Raw genomic sequence first — 21,102 nt, forward strand, 5'->3', positions numbered from 1 at the left:
CTCAATTCAGAGGTGTTAGAAACGTAGAGTTCTTCTTATTTAGGTTAACTAATATTTTTGCCTAAAGATAAAATCCCACAACTTTATGACTTGATTCCCGATTTCACCGCCTATTTCACCACAGGAGCTGAAAACAAAAAAGCCTCCAACTTGCGTTGAAGGCTTTCGCGGTCTGGACGGGACTCGAACCCGCGACCCCCTGCGTGACAGGCAGGTATTCTAACCAACTGAACTACCAGACCGTGGCGTTTAGCGAGTGCAAATATACACCGCTATTTCAATTGCACAAACAATTTTTAATAAAAAATTTCATGATCAGACAAATTTATGCCGTTCAACCAGGTAGGTGTTGAGTATTTTCGAGAAATCGCCCTTTACATCAACCTCTACATATTTGATCTTATACTGTATGCATTTCTGCTTTAAATCTTCAAAATAGGCGGTAACACTACGCTCGTAGGCTTCCTTTATATTACTGGAATACAAATCGATATACTCCCCCGTTTCCACATCTAAAAAGCGCTTGGGAGTGTTGTCGAAATTAAAGTGATACTCCGTAGACCGGTCCAAAAGATGAAACAATACCACTTCGTGCTTGTTGTATTTCAAATGTCGAAGGGCCTCAAAAATTTTTTCGTCATCCGCCGAGGTCTGAAACATATCGGTAAAAAGAAAAATCAGGCTTCTCCGTTTTATATTCTCGGCAATCTGGTGCAAATAGGTATAGGTTTCGGTCTGTTGGGCCGGCTTGGTCTCCTGACTTAGCTCGCTCAGTTTGGCCAATAGCATTTGATGATGCCTTTCACTCCCCTTTTCCGGGGCGTAAAAATTATAGCTATCGGAATATACGCTCAACCCGACCGCATCGCGCTGCCGCTTAAGAATGTTCATCAGGGCGGCTATGGCCAGTACCCCAAAACCGATTTTATTTAGCTTGCCCAGGCTTAGGTTCTTGACCTCGGGATAGTACATCGATGCCGAACTGTCCAAGATCATATGGCACCTTAGGTTCGTCTCTTCTTCGAAGCGTTTGGTATACAGCTTATCGGTCTTGGCAAAGAGCTTCCAATCTATATGCTTGGTACTCTCCCCCACATTGTAGATCTTATGTTCGGCAAACTCGGCCGAAAAACCATGGAACGGGCTCTTGTGTATGCCGCTGATAAAACCTTCCACTACTTGGTTGGCCAAGAGCTCTAGGTTTTGAAAAAGGCTGGCATTGTTTAGTTCTGACTGCAGGTTCATATCACTAAGATAAACATTAAACCGTAATCGCTAGCTGCGAAATTTTAGGCATAAAAAAATCCCGCCATAAGCGGGATTTCCTCTATAATCTCCCTTTTTCAGGGAAAAGTACGTTATAAAACTGCGTCAATCGCATCTGTATAAACTTTCTTTGGTGAAACCCCAACCTGACGGTTAACGATTTCCCCGTTCTTGAATACCAATACCGTTGGGATGTTACGGACACCGTATTTGGCGGCAAACTCTTGGTTTGCATCCACATCTACTTTACCTACAACGGCTTTGCCGTCATATTCAGCACTTACTTCTTCGATGATAGGGCCGACCATTCTACAAGGTCCGCACCATGCTGCCCAAAAATCCACTACTACCGGTTTATCACTTTTCAAAACTACTTCGTCAAAAGTAGCATCTGTTATTTCTAATGCCATGATTCTATAATTTTAGATATATTATGCAAACTTAGTCAAATATCTTAGGGTTTCCTTACTAAGGATACATTCGTTTTAGCTATTGCACTATCAACGTAATCTATAACGTTAAATTGCACAGGTAATCTCCTAATTTAGCTTATAATGCACCTCGTTTTCCCTTAGTGTTGCCAACAGTTCACTGCTAATCTGTACTTTTTGCTTCCGGCTTGTTAGACTCACCTTGATTTCTTCCTCCATTTCATACACGACAAAATTCAACGGATGATTGCCCGTATGCGACAATAGGGTGTCCTTCAATTGATGGATATCTTCTTCCTTTAGGTCATCGATATTGAGCTTGATCGTAAGTTTTTTGGCATAGGTTTCCATTACTTCCTGAAGCAACATAAAGCTATTGAACTGTATACGGGGATCACCTTTTTTACCGGTATCACGGTTCATCCATCCTTCACGAACAAAGACCTTGATATAAACGAAGGAGTTGATCATAAGGAAATGGCGGAACTTTAGGTACTCTTCCCCGAAAATCCTGAATTCAAAGGACTCCGAATAATCTTCTACCGTAAACGAAGCCCAGCCCTTTCCGTTCTTTGAAACCCTATGTTGCACGTCGGTAATAACTCCCGCAAAGGCCAACTCTCGGTTTACCACACTTTCAAGATCGCTCAGGTTCGCCAAGCTTGCATTACAGAACGCATCGATTTCGGTTTTAAAATCGTCTAAGGGATGACCTGAAATATAGATTCCCACCACCTCTTTCTCGCGCCGTAGTTTCTCCATAGTACCCCACTCTTCGCATGGTGGCACCTGCGGTTCCGGTATCTGCACCTCACTGGCATCGCCAAAAAGGCTTACCTGGCTAGAGTTTTCACTTTCCTGGAACTTGGCACCGTACTTTATGGTCTTTTCCAAAAAGGTAATACCGTCCCCTTCATCGTGAAAATATTGGGCCCTGTGCGTATCTCCGAAGGAATCGAAGCCCCCGGCCACCGCGAGGTTCTCAAAGGCCTTTTTATTGGCGGCACGCAGATCGATACGTTTGGCAAAATCGAAGACCGACTTGAACGGCCCTCCTTCTTTTCTACTTTCAACAATGGTCTCTACCGCACCACGGCCCACACCTTTAATGGCCCCCATTCCAAAACGGACGGCACCGGCATCGTTCACCGCAAACTTATAGTACGATTCGTTGACATCGGGCCCCAAAACGTCGAGCCCCATACGCTTACATTCTTCCATAAAGAAGGTCACCTGCTTGATGTCGTTCATGTTGTTCGACAGTACGGCAGCCATATATTCGGCCGGATAATGGGCCTTACAATACGCCGTTTGGTATGCGATCCACGCATAACAGGTAGAGTGTGATTTGTTAAAGGCATAGGCGGCAAAAGCCTCCCAGTCTTTCCATATTTTTTCAAGTTTATCTACCGGATGCCCCTTTGCAGAAGCCTGTTCAATGAACTTGGGCTTCATTTTATCAAGTACGTGCTTTTGCTTTTTACCCATGGCCTTACGCAAAACATCGGCCTCACCCTTGGTAAAGTCGGCCAGTTTTTGCGAGAGGAGCATCACCTGCTCTTGGTATACCGTAATACCATAGGTTTCGGCAAGGTACTCTTCACAGGCATCGAGGTCATATACAATTTCTTCGGTACCGTGTTTACGGGCGATAAAGCTGGGTATGTATTCCATCGGCCCGGGACGATAGAGGGCGTTCATAGCGATCAAATCGGCAAAAACCGTAGGTTTCAGCGCACGCATGTGCTTTTGCATACCGGGCGATTCGTATTGGAACACCCCAATAGTCTCACCCCTTTGGAAAAGCTCGTATGTTTTTTCGTCGTCAAGCGGAAAATTTTCGGGGTCCAGTTCAATACCGTGCTTCGCCTTTACGATCTTTACGGTATCCTTGATCAGGGTCAAGGTCTTGAGTCCCAAGAAATCCATCTTTAACAGTCCCGCACTTTCCACCACCGAGTTATCGAACTGGGTACAGTACATATCGGAATCCTTGGCCAGGGCCACAGGAACGAACTTGGTAATATCATCGGGGGTAATGATCACCCCACAGGCATGGATACCCGTATTACGAACCGACCCCTCTAAAACATAAGCTTGGTTCAGGGTTTCCGATTCCAGGCCATCCCCCTCTGAAATGTTCAGGAGTTCGTTTATTTTTTCAAGCTCCTCGCTATTGAACTTACTTCGCAACACCTTTTCATCTACCCCGATAATCTTTTTCAGTTTAGACATGTTGGGGATCAGCTTTGCCATTCGGTCGGCATCGCCCAAAGGCAGGTCCAAGACCCGTGCCGTATCGCGAATAGACGATTTGGCGGCCATGGTACCGTAGGTAATGATCTGCGCTACCTGGTTGGCCCCGTATTTATCGATTACGTAGTCCATGACACGGCTACGCCCCTCGTCATCAAAGTCGATATCGATATCGGGCATACTCACACGGTCAGGATTCAGGAAGCGCTCAAAAAGCAGATCGTACTTGATCGGGTCCAAATTGGTAATCCATAAACAATAGGCCACGGCCGAACCCGCTGCGGAACCACGCCCCGGCCCCACCGAAACATCCATGTTTCTAGCTGCCCTGATAAAATCCTCTACAATTAAGAAATAACCCGGGTAACCTGTTTTTTCGATAACCTTCAACTCAAAATCGAGTCGCTCGTCTATTTCGGGCGTTATTTCCCCATATCGCTTTTTGGCCCCTTCATAGGTAATATGGCGCAGGTATTTGTTTTCCCCACGTTTGCCACCGTCCAACTTGTCTTCTTCAAACTGGAATTCCTCAGGTATATCGAAGGCAGGTAAGAGTACATCACGCGCCAAGGTAAAGGTCTCTACCTTGTCTACGATTTCCTGAATATTGATAATGGCTTCAGGAATATCCTTAAAGAGCTCCTTCATCTCTTCGGAAGACTTGAAGTAATACTCTTGATTGGGCAACCCGTAGCGATAGCCACGGCCCCGACCTATAGGTGTAGCCTGTTTCTCACCGTCTTTAACGCAAAGCAAAATATCGTGCGCATCTGCGTTTTCCTTGTTTACGTAATAGGTATTGTTGGTGGCGACCAGTTTTACGTTGTGCTTTTTGGCAAACTGTATCAACACTTGGTTGACACGGTCTTCGTCTTCTTGACCATGGCGCATGATCTCTATATAAAGGTCATCCCCAAAAGTCTCTTTCCACCATATCAAGGCCTCTTCCGCCTGCTTCTCCCCTACGTTCAACACCTTACTGGGCACCTCACCATAAAGGTTACCCGTTAGCACCATTACATCTTCCTTGTACTGCTCTACGATTTTTTTATCGATTCGGGGCACGTAGTATTTTCCGTCGACAAAGGCAATGGAAGACATTTTTGCCAAGTTCAGGTAGCCCTTTTTACTCTTGGCGAGCATCACTATTTGATACCCGTTATCTTTTTGCGACTTATTGGTATGGTCTTCACAGACCTGAAACTCACAACCGATGATCGGGGTAATTTCCAATTCGGGTTCGGGCAATTCGTTCAACGGCTCCTGCCCTTCTTCAAGGGTTCCGTTCTGCGTTGCCTCATAACGCTTCAGGTTCTCCTCGTTACGGGCCGCCACCCCTTTGTTGTGGTTGAGCACCCCATTGACAAAGTGAAAGGCGCCCATCATATTCGCGTGATCGGTCATGGCAACGGCGGGCATTTTAGCCTTGGCCGTAGCCGCGATCAAATCGGGTACGCTTATGGTGGACTGAAGTATGGAAAACTGGGTATGGTTGTGCAAATGGGCGAAACTGGCCGACTCCAAAGTGGCCAGGTTCTCCTCTATTTCCTCTTGCGACACCCCACTCGTGTCTTTTTCCCAAAGGGCATCCGCTATTTTTTTGGAAGCCTTTTTAAGGTTGATATGCTTTAATCCGATAAGCTGGATCTCTTGCGGATTGGCCTCTGAAAAATTCTTGAAATAATCGGGCTGGACATCTAACTGTTCAGCGGTATATTGTTCTTTACGGATAAGTTCGAGAAAACAACGCGTAGTGGCCTCAACATCGGCCGTGGCATTGTGCGCTTCCCCAAAAGGTTCCCCGAACAAAAACTGGTGCAGCTCCGTCAAGGTAGGAAGCTTAAACTTGCCCCCACGTCCACCCGGTATCTGGCACAATTGTGCCGTATGCTCGGTACAGGTATCTAAAACCGGTAATTCCTGCAAGGGGTTCTCAACGCCCATTCTATGGAATTCCGCCCCCATAATATTTACATCAAAACCAACGTTCTGCCCTACGATAAACTTGGTCTTCGACATGGCGATGTTGAACTTCTCCAAAACCTCCGACAAGGCAACCCCCTGTTGTTCGGCGAGCTCCGTGGAAATTCCGTGGATCTGCTCGGCATCATAGGGGATATTAAAGCCATCGGGGCGCACCAAATAATCTTGATGTTCTATACACCGCCCCATTTCGTCATGCAACTGCCAAGCTATCTGTATACAGCGCGGCCAGTTGTCGGTATCGGTTATGGGTGCATCCCAGCGTTTGGGAAGTCCGGTGGTTTCCGTATCAAAAATGAGGTACATAAAAGTTCGTGTTTGAGCTTAAAAAAGAGAAGGTAAAATTACGTAAAAAGAGCACTCATAAGACCTATGACTTGTCAAGAGTTATCAACGGACACAGAAGTGCCGGCCCAAGGCCCCGCAAACCCCTAGACCGATGACAGTTACGACTACAACACGGCTTCCTCCAAAAAAGTCGCTTCCCTTTGTATTTTTCTTTAACTCAAGAGTGCTTACCTCAAAAAGAAATTCTATATTTGCACCCCTTTTAAAGGGAAAAATTTAAAATGAATTAATAACAAGGGTCGGGCACCCTACAAATTAATGTGATATGCCAGTAAAAATTAGATTACAGAGACACGGTAAAAAAGGAAAACCATTCTATTGGATCGTTGCTGCCGACAGCCGCGCAAAAAGAGATGGTAAATTCTTGGAAAAATTGGGTACTTACAACCCAAACACCAACCCTGCTACCATTGACCTGAACATTGACGGTTCAGTAAAATGGCTACAGAACGGTGCCCAGCCTACCGATACTGCCAAAGCAATCCTTTCTTACAGAGGCGTTCTCTTAAAGCACCACTTATTGGGCGGTGTTCGCAAGGGCGCTTTGACCGAAGAGCAAGCCGAAGAAAAATTCAAGGCTTGGTTGGAAGAAAAAGAAAACAAGATAGCCTCTAAGGTAGATGGCCTTGACAAGGAAAAGGAAAAAGCAAGGGCCGAAGCCTTGAAAGCCGAAAAAGAAGTAAACGAAAAGAGAGCCCAAGCCGCTGCCGAAGCTGCCTTGCCAGAAGCACCTGAAGGTGAAGAAGCAGAAGCAGAAGTTGCCGCAACCGAAGAAGCTCCGGCCGCAGAAGCAGAAGCTGCTAAAGAAGAAGAATAAATAAATTTTGAAACGGATGCGCAAGGAAGATTGTTTCTACCTCGGTAAGATCGTTTCAAAATATAGTTTCAAGGGTGAGGTACTGGTTAAACTAGACGCCGACGAACCTGAGATATACGAAAACATGGAATCAGTTTTTGTCTTGATGAAAGACAATACACTGGTTCCATTTTTTATTGATAAATGTCGCCTGCACAAATCGGAACTTTTACGGATCGATTTCGAAGAGGTCAAAGACGAAGCGGCGGCCAACCGTATTATGGGCCACGAACTCTACCTGCCCTTATCGGTCCTCCCCAAGCTGGAAGGCGATAAATTCTACTTTCACGAAGTTATCGGTTTTGACGTATTGGACGAAGTTCATGGCAACATCGGTAAAATTACCGGGGTAAACGATTCCACCTCACAAGCCATTTTTGAAATAGACAAAGACGGGAAAGAAATTCTCGTACCCATCATAGACCAGATCGTAAAAAAAGTGGACCGCGACAATCAAGCCATCCATGTAAGCACTCCCGACGGTCTAGTAGAACTTTATTTAGGGTAAACCCGACCTAATTCGACCAGACCTACCCTATTCCTTTCTATTTACTTAAAGCCTTTTCACAGAAAGCGACACACTTTTGAACCTCGGCCACGGCATTTGAGCCTTCGGGCACATTATACTCAAGTTCAATCGTTCCGGGAAACCCATATTTTTCATCGCGCATCAATTGCAAAGCCCCGGCCAAGGGCGTATCGCCACTACCCCATACCAGATTACCCTTGCCGTGTTCAGGGGTCTGTCTGTCTTTTAGGTGCATACTTTTAATATGGTCGTGCTTGCTTTTGATCATTTCAAGCGGTGCCGTGTTCCCCGCGGCCACAAAATGGCCCAGATCGAGGTTCAGGGCGTTGTATTTCGATTGTTCCAAAGCCGTATCCCATAGCGTCGGCGTTTGCTGTTCATGACCGTGATAGGCAATATAAATACCGTGTTTTTTGGCAAAATTGCCCAAGCGGAGCGTAGTAGCATCATCGCTCGGATGCTCTACGGTAACGTGGCTGGCACCCAAAACTTTGGCCGTCTTCATTCCCCAATCGATATCGGCATCGGAATTGTTCTTCCCGAAGGTATTCCGCGGCTTAAAGGCATAAATATCGACCCCGGCGCGATTGTACATCTTTCTGAACTTCTCGAACTTTTTCATGTCCACCGTCTTTCGCCATTGGCTTACCTGGGCGTTATAAGCGGCCTGCTCGGCCTGTATTTCGGCAAGTTGCTTTGCTTCGTCATCGCTAATGCTACCACTGCGTTTCTTCTTCATCAATCCGAAAAACACCGATCGATCCAATTTGTTCTCAGGTCTTCCCGCAAAGGTTTCGGCAGGGTCCCCTATCAATTCAATGGCATTGATCCCACAATCGAGTATATACTTCAAGGTTGCTTCGGCACTTTGGTCTTCCATACTTCTGAACGAATAGGTAATGACGCCGACTTGCACCCCGTTAAATCTGGAATTCGGTTTTTTGTAATGCTTTAAAATGGACGGAGCCCCAAAAAGCGATGGCGTAATGAGTGTTGAACCTGCGGCCACCGCTAGGGTATTCTTTAAAAACTTGCGCCTTCCGGACTTTGAATCGTTTTGCATTTGAGTATATATTTGGTTTGAGTCGTATTTTGCTTCTTCTTTAAGGAAAACCATAATTCATAAAGGAACGAATTATCACAAGAAAATTAAGTATTTTCAACCCTAGTGACAAGTTTTTATGTCAGCTGTAACAAAAAGCGGTCAGCATTGAAATTATATTCCGATATTTCACTTGTCTTTTAAACATACAAAATACAATCAGCCGTTTCAGCCCATGGACCTCTTCTGAGAACGGAAGGCACTAAACGGATGAAACGCCCTTACAGAATGAAACCCTTCAAATTCAAACAATTTACCGTAGATCAAGACCAATGTGCCATGAAAGTGGGCACCGATGGTGTATTACTGGGCGCCTGGACCTCTTTGGAAAGCTCTCCTGAATCTATTTTGGATATCGGTGCCGGAACAGGCCTAATAGCCCTCATGATGGCACAACGCAGCCTAGCGGATACCATTGACGCCCTAGAAATCGATGAGGGCGCCTACGAGCAGTGTGTATCAAATTTTGAAGCCTCCGATTGGGGCGATAGGCTTTTTTGCTATCACGCAGGGCTTGACGAGTTTGTAGAGGAATGGGAAGACCCCTACGAGCTGATCGTTTCAAATCCCCCTTTTTATTCGGAGGAGGTTTCCAGCGGGAATGCTTCCCGTGACAGTGCGAGACAGAACCAATCCCTTCCCTTTGACGAACTCTTGGAAGGCGTAGCGAAGCTAATGGCTCCCAAAGGTGCCTTTGCCACCATTATTCCGTATAAAGAAGAAGCCGCATTTTTGCAACTGGCGGATTCCTTTAAACTATATCCACAGCGTATCACCCGTGTAAAAGGCAGTCCCACCTCCGAGATCAAGCGTAGCCTGCTTCAGTTCACACGTACGAAGTCCACCCCACTTACCGACGAACTTACCATTGAAATAGGCCGGCACGAATACACCGACGCCTATGTCGCGCTTACCAAAGATTTTTATTTAAAAATGTAACAATTTGTGTTCGTAATGTTACGTTTCATTAGTACATTTGATTAAAATTCACTTTATGAGACCTGATTTGTTCGAAGCTCCAGACTACTACCATCTTGACGACCTTCTTTCAGAAGAGCATAAATTGGTGCGTGATGCCGCACGCCAATGGGTTAAAAGAGACGTCTCGCCCATAATCGAAGCATATGCCCAAAAAGCAGAGTTCCCAAAGCAAATCTTAGGGGGCTTGGCCGAAATTGGGGCTTTCGGCCCCTATATTCCCGAGGCATACGGAGGGGCGGGACTCGATCAGATCAGTTACGGACTCATCATGCAAGAAATAGAGCGTGGTGATAGCGGGGTGCGATCTACGGCCTCGGTACAATCGTCATTGGTCATGTACCCGATCTACACCTACGGCACCGAAGAACAACGAAAAAAGTACTTGCCCAAATTGGCCTCGGGCGAAATGATGGGCTGTTTCGGACTTACAGAACCCAATCACGGTTCCAACCCCAGCGGAATGGAAACCAAGTTCAAGGATATGGGCGACCACTACCTATTGAACGGCGCCAAATTATGGATATCCAATTCCCCTTTTGCCGACATTGCCGTAGTATGGGCCAAAAATGAGGAAGGCCGTATTCACGGACTTATCGTTGAACGCGGTATGGAAGGTTTTTCAACACCCGAAACGCACAACAAATGGTCTTTAAGGGCCTCGGCTACGGGCGAATTGATATTTGACAACGTCAAAGTACCCAAAGCGAATTTATTGCCCAATAAATCGGGCCTAGGCGCCCCACTCGGATGCCTCGACTCTGCACGCTACGGAATTTCATGGGGAGCCATAGGCGCGGCCATGGACTGTTATGATACCGCATTGAGATATGCCAAAGAACGCATACAGTTCGGAAAACCGATCGCCGCCACCCAATTACAGCAGAAAAAACTGGCCGAAATGATTACCGAAATCACCAAGGCCCAGTTATTGGCCTTTCGCCTAGGCCAATTAAAGAATGAAGGCAAAGCGACATCGGCGCAGATTTCAATGGCCAAACGCAACAATGTGGAAATGGCCATCACCATAGCCCGAGAAGCCCGACAAGTATTGGGCGGAATGGGCATTACCGGCGAATACAGCATTATGAGGCATATGATGAACCTAGAGAGTGTTATCACCTATGAGGGCACCCACGACATCCATCTATTGATCACCGGTGCCGATATTACCGGATTTCCGGCCTTTCAGTAGCAGCCACCACCATCCGAATCAGTTGTCCCCTTAAACGGAATTGGCCCTGACATATTTCCGGGATGATATATGCCTCGATTTGAAAAAATTAGGGCTTTCCCCAAGGGAATTTAAAGTTGTATTTGACAGGGAAGTATTCAAAAGGATAGTTTCACAACACAAATTGGGCGTTTCACATCATTTTTTTTCAAATGGAGGCCTCCTGCCGTAAGTTTACAGTGTTAATCATTCAGAAATAAAATTTTTCATTTTCATATAGTGTTCTCGTAAAAGAGTCTTATCGAAACCGATAAGACTCTTTTTAGTTTTGGGCTATTCATATTTTGAGCCCTTGATATTATTTAGAACACTTTCATTTCCGATCCTATGGAAACCCAGAAGAATCTTTTATTGAGGCTTTATCGATAATTTTGCCCTACAGCTTCCAAATATAACCATCAAAATAGCCTCGTATTTTCCCCCTAATTTATCCTTTAAAATCCGGAAGGCCTTTGTAATCTGAGCTTCTACGGTTTTTATGGAAATATCGAGATAATCGGCAATTTCTGGATTGGTGAGTCCCTCCCGTTTACTGAGAACAAAGACTTTCTGACATTTGGGAGGCAGCTTCTGTATTTCTTTGTTTACAATTTCAATCATTCGGGCAATAACATTATCGTCGGCCTCTTCGACGACCTCGTGGGCATATTCGATATACTTCCCACGCAACAGCACCACTGCCTTATTTTTTTGATAATGATTTAAGAATTCGTTATAAACACATTTGTACAAAAAACTACGTATCGAAAATTCCGGATTGAGTTTTTTTCTCGATTTCCAAGTCTTAAGAAATACATTCTGAACGATATCCTGGGCCATAGACGCCTCATGGGTCAAGGTAAGTGCATAAGCGTTAAGCTGTCTATGGTACTTGTCCAATAAAAACATATACGCCTTCTCTTCTCCAGAAATAAGCTTTTCAATTAGTTTTTGGTTTTCGTCAAAATCCATAACCCATAATTATTTCACAAATAAACAGTAAAAATATTGTGATTATCAAAAAATAAATGAAAAAATAGTTAGGGTATTGCAAATTTGACTTGTAGTATATAAAAAGAAACGAAGTAAATGACTCCACAGGAAGCTGAAAAGTACATCATTAAATATTTTACGCTTACAGCGGATGGAGCAGAACTCGATTTACTGAACAATTGGCTGGCAGAAGAAGAAAACCAGAAAATTTTCAAAACATACATAAAAACGCATTTTGCGGTAAACCTGGCCATGAACGACCCTAATTTAGACAAAGTACGAGAAGAACTTTTAAAGGAAATTCGTAACGATACGAATTCAAAACACAAAGTAAGGTTCTTATCCATCTTAAAGTATGCGGCCATTGCCCTTGTATTTTTAGGCCTCGGCCTGGCCCTTAAAAACAATTGGTTCGACAGGGAAACAAATAACATGGTCGTACCAAGGGAAGACGTAATTACCCTGGAGCTAGGAAACGGAGAGGTACAAATTATCTCAGAAGACGGAAGTTCAAAAATAGTTGACGAAACGGGCCGTATCATAGGGGACAAAAAAGAAAATCAGTTGGTTTATAAAGACAACCAAAAGGAATCTACACCCGAATTCAACACCCTGAGTATTCCTAATGGAAAACGCTTTGGTATCGTTCTTTCGGATGGAACCAAGGTGCACTTAAACGCTGGGAGCACCTTAACCTACCCTATTGCTTTTGAGAAGTCAGAACCTAGAAAGGTTATCTTAACGGGCGAAGCCTATTTTGAAGTTAGCCCCGACAAAAAAAGGCAGTTTGTTGTCAATGCCCAGAAACTCGACATAAAGGTATATGGCACCACGTTTAATGTAACCAATTACCCCGAAGACCAAAACACGCAAGTCGTATTGGTCGAAGGGTCCGTAAGCCTATCGGAACAAGCAAGGGAACAAACCGACAAAAAGGAAATTTTTCTCCAACCTGGATATATGGCCACTTTCAGCAAAAAGACCAAGCACATTGTAGACAAAAAAGTGAATACCTCACTCTACACCTCATGGAGAAACGGCAACTTGGTCTTCAGGAACGAAACTTTCAATAACATCATCCAAAAATTGGAGCGCCATTATAACGTGGTAATAATAAACAACAACTCGAAGTTGGCCAACGAAACGTTTAACGCTACCATTGAAACCGACCATGAATCCATCGAACAGGTATTCAACTACTTCAACAAGGTATACCGGATCGAGTACCAAATTGTAGAGAACAAAATAATAATCAATTAAACCCAGAGAGCCAATGAGCTAGAAAATCAATAGTACAACCAACCAAAGTCATGTTCCTTGCTTCTTGATCGAAGCAAAAACTAAAAATCGGAAAATGGTGCAACATTTCCCGATTTAGTAAAAATGATCACACAGAAGGCGTAATCACTAATAATCACTCAAAATTATGAAAAAACCACCAAAGTCGGAGGGTGTTCCCTCTTGGCACTTAAAGTACGACCTAAAAATGAAGTTGTCACTTCTATTCTTCTTAACCATAAGTTTTTTAATACAGGCCAATTCTTCCTATGCCCAAAAGACAAAAATATCGATGGAACGAGAGAATTCTACCGTAAAGGAGATTCTCGATGAAATAGAGACTACTACCGAATTTAAATTTTTGTTCAACACCAAAGATGTCGATTTACAACGCAAGCTATCGATAAAGGTTGACCAAGCTTCCATAAAACGGGTCTTGGCGCTAATATTCAAAGATGTTGACACCTCATACGAATTAGATGACCGCAAAATACTGTTAAAGAAAACCTCGGAAAAAGTTCGGAATAAAGATGAAGCCAAAATTTCGGTCAATGAAAATCCGCAACAAACCATATCGGGGACTGTAACGGACACGGAAGGAAGACCGTTACCGGGGGCCAACATCATAGAAAAGGGTACGACAAACGGGGTTACGGCAGATTTTGACGGTAATTTTTCAATCGTACTAAATGATGAAAATGCCACTTTGCAAATATCCTATATCGGCTTTGCCTCTAAGGATGTGGCCATAAACGGACAAACCACGGTTAACGTAACCCTAAAAGAAAGTGCTGCAGGTCTTGATGAAGTTGTGGTAATAGGATACGGGACGGCACGAAAAAGTGATTTAACGGGTGCTGTGGCGAGTGCTGATCTAAGCACGGCTACCGAAACCTCAAACGTCTCCGTAGTTCAAGCACTTCAAGGCTCTATCGCCGGTTTGAACGTAGGGGCGGTTACCAGTGCCGGACAAAACCCTTCACTCTCGATAAGGGGACAAAGTACGTTGTCAAGTGCAGGAGGGGACAATCAGCCTCTTATTGTCTTGGACGGTATAATTTATCGTGGGAGCATAGTGGACATTAATTCAGCCGATATCGCGAGTATTGAAGTACTAAAAGATGCCAGTTCTGCGGCTATCTATGGATCACAGGCCTCGAATGGTGTCATTGTCATTACCAGCAAAAATGGTAGTGTTTCCAGTAAACCTATTTTTAATTTCAGTTCTAGCTATACGGTTCAAACTCCTTCCAACAAATTTGAACCAATGAATGCCGCCGAACTCGAAGAGTTTTATCCTGATATTTGGTGGGCCCGAGGAAGTAGGTTATCACCTGATTTTTTAGAGGTGGACCCTGACTATGTATGGCAGAATAATTTTAAAACAAATGAAATAAACCAAGGGTATGCGGATGGTTTGGATACGCCTTGGTTCGACCTATTAACGAATGATGGCTCCATCGCCTCACATAACTTAAGCGTTCAGGGAAAAAGTGATTCGCTGGGTTACTTCTTATCAATGGGGTTGACGGATCAAGAAGGTTTCATCAAGGGGGATGATTACCAACGTTATAATTTTAGGGCCAATATAGATGCCAAAATCAACGATTGGCTGACCATAGGCACACAAACCTTTGTTACCGTCAGTGATTATTCGGGCCAATCGGCGAATTATAACAACCAAAATGCCTATTTCTATCTGCAACCCTGGGCGCCAATTCGTGATGAAGCGGGTGAATTCGTCCCCAACCCTGAAGGATCTTGGCTCAACCCATTCTTAGCACTTGAAGTCGATGATTCCGATATAAGGTTTAACCTTTCAAGTGTCATCTTTGCCGATATCAAACTACCCATAGATGGTCTTAACTACAGAGCAAATTACGCAAACAACTATAGAAGAAGGGATCAAGCACGTTTTGACCCGTCTGCAGCAAGTTTTCAAGGTACGGCCTTTAAAGATCATTCGGTCAATTGGGACTATACTTTTGATAATATTCTGAACTACAGAAAAACTTTTCAAGATGCGCACAATATTAATGCTACCCTTGTTTATGGTATTGAAAAAAGACATATTTCGGGTACACGGGCAGCCTCTCGAAATTTTAGCGTCGATATATTGGGATTCAATGACCTTAGTGCCGGTGACCCGACCCTGAATACCGTTAATTCTTCAAAAGAAGAAGAATCAAGCTTATATCAGATGGGAAGGTTGTTATATAATTTCAAGAACAGGTATTTCTTTACGGGCACTGTTCGTAGGGATGGCTTTTCCGGTTTTGGGGAAAATGAGAAAATCGGTGTTTTTCCTTCCGTGGCATTGGGTTGGACTATTACAGAAGAGTCTTTTGCCGACAGTTCTTCTTGGCTCAATTATTTGAAACTAAGGGCAAGTTACGGTCAATCTGGTAGACGTGGTCTCGGTCGCTATGATACAAGAGCACAAGTTCAGGCGGAGCCAAGTGTAGTTTTTGGCGATGGTGGTCAGACCTTCTTAGGACAAGAAGTTGCTTCACTGTCTAACCCCGCCCTAACTTGGGAAACTACCACGGGAACAAATTTGGCGGTGGACTTTGGTCTATTTAATTCAAGACTTCAGGGAAGTATCGATTATTATCAGAACAAGACCGAGAATATACTTTTTACCATCGACTTGCCCCAAATTACTGGTTTTGAAAACGTGAATACAAACCTCGCCGAAGTATCGAACAATGGTATTGAAATCACTTTAGATGCCAACATTGTCAATACTGGATCATGGCGTTGGGACACTTCTTTCAGTTTCAATAGGGTAAGAAATAAGATAGAATCTATTATCGGTGATGATAACGACGGTGACGGAGTAGAAGATGATTTAATTACGAACAATACTAGTGGTAGCCTATTTATCGGCGAGCCGCAAAATGTATATTATGATTATGAGATTGTAGGAATGTGGCAATTGGAAGATGAAGCTAATGGAACTTTATGGGAAGGTTTTTTGCCTGGCACCTATCGGTTGAATGATTTGAACGATGATGGGCAAATTTCTTCTCTTGATGATCGTAAAATTTTAGGTTATCGTGACCCATCGTACAGATTCGGTGTGGGCAACACAATTTCGTATAACGATTTTAGTCTTTTTGTTTTTGTTAATTCCATCCAAGGGGGCAAGGAGTACTACTGGGGGAACGATACACCACATTCCCAAGGAAGTTTTGAGAAATCTGATCAGTTGGGTTATCACAATATACCCAAAGGAGCATGGGATTACTGGATGCCAGAAAATCCGAACGCACGTTACCGCCGTTTAGATCAACGCTCACAATTTGGTGGAGCACCAATAACACAGCGAAGTTTCGTGAGATTGCAGGACGTTACTTTCAATTATAATTTTCCGGATAAAATCACGGAAAAAATTAATCTTGATAAGCTCAGTCTGTTTATAAGCGGAAAAAACCTTGCCACCTGGACAGACTGGAGGGGAGGCGACCCTGAGACAGGTGTAGGCTTTATGCCTACCAGTCCCCTATTGAAAACATATACCTTGGGTCTAAACGTTCAATTTTAATAAAAAAATCATGAGAGAAATAAGAAATATAATAATAGCATTTCTTACAGTGTCCTTTTTGATATGCTGTAATGAAGAGGATTTTTTAGAAGAAGAGGTTTTTGATTTTTATAGTCCCGAAAATTCCTTTACCTCTCCCGAACAAATAGATTTGGCGGTAGTCAAATTGTACCAAGGTGTTCATGAAACTTTTATTGCAGGGGTGGTGGACACTTGGGCTCTTTTTTATACGACCGATATTGCCTACGATTGTATTGACCCTACCCATCAATTGAATTCTTGGGCAGATAGGATTACGCCCGAAACAGGTGAAGTAGAGTTTTTTTGGGAAGAATCTTATAAGATTATAGCAAACGCAAATACAGTACTTTCTAGAATTGAGAATGTCGAGTACGCCTCCGCAGCCGAAAAAAACGCAAAAATTGCTGAAGCCAAGTTCTTCAGGGCCTATGCCTATAGGGCTTTGGTAATTATGTATGGAGGGGTACCCCTTAGCCTTGAGGAGCTTCAAGAACCGAAAAGAGATTTTACGAGAGCATCAAAAGCCGATGTCCTTGACCAAATCGTTCAAGATCTTACAGATGCAATAGCGGACTTGCCCGATGCGGATGCGGTTACGGAAGATGGCAGGATTTCAAAAGGAGCGGCAAATCACCTGCTGTCGGAGATTTATATTATGAAAGGCGATTATACCAAGGCCATAGCCGCCGCCTCTGCCGTTATCGACAATCCAAGTTATCAACTGATGACTGATCGATACGGTTCAAGGGTTTCCGAACCTGGGGATGTCTATTGGGACCTTTTTCAAAGAGGTAACGTCAACAGGGGTAGTGGAAATACTGAAACCATTTGGGCCAGTCAATATGAGCATCTCGCTCCCGGCGGAGGTAAGGGTGATGACTTGGCAAGATTTTTAGTGCCGCTTTACTGGCAACTAAAAGATAACAATGGGGACAATGTTTTCTTCGGACACTCGAGCCAAAACGGAGGTCGTGGTATAGGTTGGTGGGCAGCATCTGACTATATGCTCAACGAAGTTTGGGTAGGGGCCGGTGACGATATGCGAAATTCAGAGTTCAATATCGTTCGAGATGTGCCGGTAGACAATCCTGATTCTGAATTTTTTGGTCAAATGATGGTTGAAAGTGGTGCCATTGACGATTTTCCAGATCCCTATAAAAGGTGGTGGAGTGCCCTTTTCGCCAAAAGCGCTCCCCTTGGCGATTTTCCTGATGATGTTATAGATAATCCTGAAACCGGAGCAACCAATAATGGTGCGGCTTCATCCTTCAATGATAGGTATTTGATGCGGTTGGCCGAAACCTTTTTACTTCGCGCCGAAGCACATTTACTTAACGGAGATACCCAAAGTGCCGCCGATGATATAAATAGGGTTAGGGCAAGAGCAAACGCAAATGCTATCACGGCCGGTGAGGTAGATATTGACTTTATATTGGACGAACGTGCCCGAGAACTTTTTACCGAAGAGTTTAGACTTCTCACTTTAATGAGAATGGGAAATATAGTCGAAAGAGTAAGAACATATAACCCCATGCATAACGGGCAATACGCCAGTAACCCTATTAATGACACACAGAACCTTTGGCCAATTCCCAATTCTGAAATCCTGGTAAATACAGAAGCCATATTGGAGCAAAACCCAGGCTATTGAGGATACCCGGTAATATCGGGTATCACTATAAGCAGGTTGCCATTTGATAATCTAAATTAATTGATTGAAAATTTGAGTTTTGAGTTGGTTTGAAAACTGGGGCTCGGTCTATATCGGTCCCATTTTCTTTTTAAATAGTGGCGATTCGAATGTTTTATTTTTTGATAAAAAGAAGATGACTCTTTACTCGGTTAAGTAAACAATAATATATAACACGTATGAAATTATGTAATTTATTATATCTATTTTTATTTCTTTCCGCTTCAGGGCATTTAGCGGCAATGCAATTCCAGCAGCCCGATTTTAGCGATTATAATATATTATGGACCGAACAAAGTGAGAACAGTTCCGAGTCGATGCCTTTAGGGGGCGGAGATATAGGCTGTAACGTATGGGTTGAAAAAGGAGAGCTTTTATTGTACGTTCAACGAAGTGGTAGTCTTGCAGAAACCAATGAATATCTCAAATTAGGACGTATTCGTGTTAAACTGAGTCCGAATCCCTTTGCTAAAGAAGGTAAGGACTATGAATTTCGTCAAGAATTAAAACTTCATGACGGTTATATTGAAATCCATGGTAAAAATAAGGATTCGGGAACACCTTTGGAGGTTAAAATTGCGATATGGGTCGAAGTGAATGAACCTATAGTTCACCTAGAGGTAGAAGCTAATGAAAAAATTAGGGTGGATGCTGCCTATGAAAACTGGCGAATGAATCCGGAGTCAATGACGAACGATGGGCGAAGACACTCTACCTTTAATTTGGACGCATATCCGGGTGAAATCACGCTTTCCAAAGACCATGTTCAGCAGATGGATAGCGGGATTATTTTCTATCATAGAAATCCCGATGACAAACTGGTCCCTGAATTGATGATTGAGCAACAGGGCTTGGAAAACTATCGGGATCAAATAACAGATGACCTCAAAGACCGAACCTTCGGCGGTATGTTGCTAGGCAATGGATTTATACCCTCAAAAACTACATCGGGAGAATATGCGGGTAAGCCTTTTAAGGCGTGGCATATCGCTTCAAAGAAGAAGCGTAAGAAACACCATCTTAAAATGGTCACGCATATTGGTCAATATATGGACTTAGACGGTTGGAAAAACGGATTAGAAAAGACGATAGCAAAAAGTAATACAGTAGAATCGCAGCAAATGCACGATTCCACAAAAAACTGGTGGCACAAGTTCTGGTCTAGAAGCTATATATTCATTAATTCGGCAACGGCCGATATCAATGACAAGGCATGGACCATCGCCCGAAACTATCAACTGTTCAGATACCAATTGGGATGTAATGTCTATGGTGAGTACCCCACAAAATTCAACGGAGGCAATTTCACTTTCGATTCGGGTCATGTGAAGACAGAGCGCGATTACGGTCCGGATTTTAGGCAATGGGGCGGCGGCGTATTTACGGCACAAAACCAGCGATTGGTGCATTGGCCAATGTTAAGGTCGGGCGATTATGACGCGATATTACCCCATTTTGAGTTGTACCGTAAGGCCTTGCCCGGAGCAAAAGCCCGGGTAAAAGAACACTTTAAGCACAACGGTGCCGTCTATAGTGAATATAATAGCGTACCCGGATTGGCAATTGGGAATGGTTACGGTTGGTTGGAAGGTCGTAGAAAGCGCGGGGAGGAAATCCCGTTCGGAGATGAGCGTGCAACCGGGGCAAGAGCCTATGATGATGTGGTAGAAAAAGGGGTGATGGCCAATGGGTCTATTGCCTATCATTGGGAGTCGCAAATAGAACAATCTTATATGATTTTGGAATACCATCGCTATACCGGTGCCGATATCTCAAAGTATATGCCCTTCATAGAGCAGTCACTTATTTTTTTTGACGAGCATTACCGTTTACGACAGAAAATGAGAAATGGTAAGGAGTTGAACGAAAACGGAAAGCTCGTGATTTTCCCATCTACTTCCTGCGAATCGTATCGAGGCGCTAAGAACCCGGTAGATGTGCTTTCCGGCCTCAAGGCTGCCTTAAAGAGTTTGCTGCTATTGGACGAAACCTACATAACGCCAGAAAAAAAGAACTATTATGCTGAATTTTTAGGTAGGATTCCAGATTATCCCTTTGATGAAGTCGAAGGACGCCCTATTATCAAACCGGCAGAAACTTGGTTACGTGAATCGAACCAAGAAATGCCCCAGTTCTATCCACTTTTCCCTTTCAATCAATTCAAATTAGGTGATGAGGAAATCAGCTCCTTTAAAAATACCTATGCGCTGGCTCCCGAATTTCGCAAAGGAAATGTCATTAGCTGGCATCAAGATGGAATTTTTCTTGCACGCATGGGTATGACCGAAGCAGCGGCGGAATACAACACTAGAAAATTAATGAGCTCTGAACGAAGGTTTCCGACTTTTTGGGGGCCTGGTTATGACTGGGTACCCGACCATAACTGGGGTGGGTCAGGGATGATTGGACTTCAGGAGATGTTGATGCAAACGGTAGATGATCAAATAGTTTTGTTTCCTGCTTGGCCTACTGAATGGGACGTTAAATTTAAGCTTCACGCCCCCAAGAACACAATAGTGGAAGGAGAATTCAAAGATGGAAAATTGCTTGACCTTAAAGTGATTCCCGAGAACAGAAGAAAACATGTACATATACTCAATCAAAAATAAAT

Annotated in this window: 13 protein-coding genes and 1 tRNA gene; 8 read left to right on the forward strand and 6 right to left on the reverse strand. The window is 43.8% G+C overall.

Annotated elements, in window-relative coordinates; all coding sequences use genetic code 11:
- Positions 1-168: 168 nt before the first annotated feature.
- From BW980_RS21275 to dnaE, 4 genes are all read right to left on the reverse strand, one after another.
- Positions 169-242: transfer RNA gene (locus BW980_RS21275), tRNA-Asp, on the reverse strand.
- Between the two features lie 73 nt (positions 243-315).
- Positions 316-1,245 carry a DUF58 domain-containing protein gene (locus BW980_RS21280; protein WP_076457178.1) on the reverse strand — a complete coding sequence of 310 codons (930 nt, stop codon included), beginning with the start codon at positions 1,243-1,245 and terminating at the stop codon, positions 316-318.
- Positions 1,246-1,358: 113 nt separating this feature from the next.
- Entirely contained in the window at positions 1,359-1,676 is a 318-nt protein-coding gene (gene trxA / locus BW980_RS21285) for a thioredoxin (RefSeq protein WP_013993536.1), read from the reverse strand.
- A gap of 129 nt (positions 1,677-1,805) precedes the next feature.
- Positions 1,806-6,242: a DNA polymerase III subunit alpha gene (gene dnaE / locus BW980_RS21290; RefSeq protein WP_076457179.1), complete on the reverse strand. Its 4,437-nt coding sequence runs from the start codon at positions 6,240-6,242 to the stop codon at positions 1,806-1,808.
- 307 nt (positions 6,243-6,549) lie between these two features.
- Between dnaE and BW980_RS21295 the strand changes: the two genes are divergently transcribed.
- Together BW980_RS21295 and rimM are read left to right on the forward strand one after the other, a co-directional pair.
- Positions 6,550-7,101 carry a 30S ribosomal protein S16 gene (locus BW980_RS21295; protein ID WP_076457180.1) on the forward strand — a complete coding sequence of 184 codons (552 nt, stop codon included), beginning with the start codon at positions 6,550-6,552 and terminating at the stop codon, positions 7,099-7,101.
- A gap of 16 nt (positions 7,102-7,117) precedes the next feature.
- On the forward strand, positions 7,118-7,648 hold the full coding sequence (gene rimM, locus BW980_RS21300; protein ID WP_076457181.1) for a ribosome maturation factor RimM: 531 nt from the start codon (positions 7,118-7,120) through the stop codon (positions 7,646-7,648).
- A gap of 37 nt (positions 7,649-7,685) precedes the next feature.
- Here rimM and BW980_RS21305 read toward each other — a convergent pair whose 3' ends face one another.
- Complete coding sequence (locus BW980_RS21305; RefSeq protein WP_076457210.1) at positions 7,686-8,732, reverse strand: sugar phosphate isomerase/epimerase family protein; 1,047 nt, start codon at positions 8,730-8,732, stop codon at positions 7,686-7,688.
- A gap of 267 nt (positions 8,733-8,999) precedes the next feature.
- Here BW980_RS21305 and BW980_RS21310 point away from each other — a divergent pair, with 267 nt between their 5' ends.
- Together BW980_RS21310 and BW980_RS21315 are read left to right on the forward strand one after the other, a co-directional pair.
- The gene (locus BW980_RS21310) at positions 9,000-9,710 is read left to right on the forward strand and encodes a tRNA1(Val) (adenine(37)-N6)-methyltransferase (protein WP_076457182.1); all 711 of its coding nucleotides are present in this window, start codon (positions 9,000-9,002) and stop codon (positions 9,708-9,710) included.
- Between the two features lie 55 nt (positions 9,711-9,765).
- Positions 9,766-10,944: an acyl-CoA dehydrogenase family protein gene (locus tag BW980_RS21315; RefSeq protein ID WP_076457183.1), complete on the forward strand. Its 1,179-nt coding sequence runs from the start codon at positions 9,766-9,768 to the stop codon at positions 10,942-10,944.
- A 387-nt stretch (positions 10,945-11,331) separates the two neighbouring features.
- Here the strand turns inward: BW980_RS21315 and BW980_RS21320 are convergent, their stop codons facing one another.
- A complete protein-coding gene (locus BW980_RS21320; protein ID WP_076457184.1) occupies positions 11,332-11,934 on the reverse strand; it encodes an RNA polymerase sigma factor in 603 nt (200 codons plus the stop codon).
- Positions 11,935-12,051: 117 nt separating this feature from the next.
- On the opposite strand from BW980_RS21320, the gene BW980_RS21325 reads away from it, so the two are divergent.
- From BW980_RS21325 to BW980_RS21340, 4 genes are all read left to right on the forward strand, one after another.
- On the forward strand, positions 12,052-13,215 hold the full coding sequence (locus BW980_RS21325; RefSeq protein ID WP_076457185.1) for a FecR family protein: 1,164 nt from the start codon (positions 12,052-12,054) through the stop codon (positions 13,213-13,215).
- Positions 13,216-13,381: 166 nt separating this feature from the next.
- A complete protein-coding gene (locus tag BW980_RS21330) occupies positions 13,382-16,780 on the forward strand; it encodes a TonB-dependent receptor (protein ID WP_083690586.1) in 3,399 nt (1,132 codons plus the stop codon).
- Positions 16,781-16,790: 10 nt separating this feature from the next.
- Positions 16,791-18,452 carry a RagB/SusD family nutrient uptake outer membrane protein gene (locus BW980_RS21335; protein ID WP_076457186.1) on the forward strand — a complete coding sequence of 554 codons (1,662 nt, stop codon included), beginning with the start codon at positions 16,791-16,793 and terminating at the stop codon, positions 18,450-18,452.
- Between the two features lie 218 nt (positions 18,453-18,670).
- Complete coding sequence (locus BW980_RS21340) at positions 18,671-21,100, forward strand: DUF5703 domain-containing protein (protein WP_076457187.1); 2,430 nt, start codon at positions 18,671-18,673, stop codon at positions 21,098-21,100.
- Positions 21,101-21,102: the final 2 nt, after the last annotated feature.

It is taken from the genome of Zobellia uliginosa, from assembly GCF_900156625.1.
Taxonomy (GTDB): Bacteria; Bacteroidota; Bacteroidia; order Flavobacteriales; family Flavobacteriaceae; genus Zobellia; species Zobellia uliginosa.

Coding starts and splice junctions, on each gene's coding strand:
- BW980_RS21280 (WP_076457178.1), bottom strand. CDS start 1,245: ATGAACCTGCAGTCAGAACTAAACAATGCCAGCCTTTTTCAAAACCTA.
- BW980_RS21315 (WP_076457183.1), top strand. CDS start 9,766: ATGAGACCTGATTTGTTCGAAGCTCCAGACTACTACCATCTTGACGAC.
- dnaE (WP_076457179.1), bottom strand. CDS start 6,242: ATGTACCTCATTTTTGATACGGAAACCACCGGACTTCCCAAACGCTGG.
- BW980_RS21325 (WP_076457185.1), top strand. CDS start 12,052: ATGACTCCACAGGAAGCTGAAAAGTACATCATTAAATATTTTACGCTT.
- BW980_RS21295 (WP_076457180.1), top strand. CDS start 6,550: ATGCCAGTAAAAATTAGATTACAGAGACACGGTAAAAAAGGAAAACCA.
- BW980_RS21310 (WP_076457182.1), top strand. CDS start 9,000: ATGAAACCCTTCAAATTCAAACAATTTACCGTAGATCAAGACCAATGT.
- BW980_RS21335 (WP_076457186.1), top strand. CDS start 16,791: ATGAGAGAAATAAGAAATATAATAATAGCATTTCTTACAGTGTCCTTT.
- rimM (WP_076457181.1), top strand. CDS start 7,118: ATGCGCAAGGAAGATTGTTTCTACCTCGGTAAGATCGTTTCAAAATAT.
- BW980_RS21305 (WP_076457210.1), bottom strand. CDS start 8,732: ATGCAAAACGATTCAAAGTCCGGAAGGCGCAAGTTTTTAAAGAATACC.
- BW980_RS21330 (WP_083690586.1), top strand. CDS start 13,382: ATGAAAAAACCACCAAAGTCGGAGGGTGTTCCCTCTTGGCACTTAAAG.
- trxA (WP_013993536.1), bottom strand. CDS start 1,676: ATGGCATTAGAAATAACAGATGCTACTTTTGACGAAGTAGTTTTGAAA.
- BW980_RS21340 (WP_076457187.1), top strand. CDS start 18,671: ATGAAATTATGTAATTTATTATATCTATTTTTATTTCTTTCCGCTTCA.
- BW980_RS21320 (WP_076457184.1), bottom strand. CDS start 11,934: ATGGATTTTGACGAAAACCAAAAACTAATTGAAAAGCTTATTTCTGGA.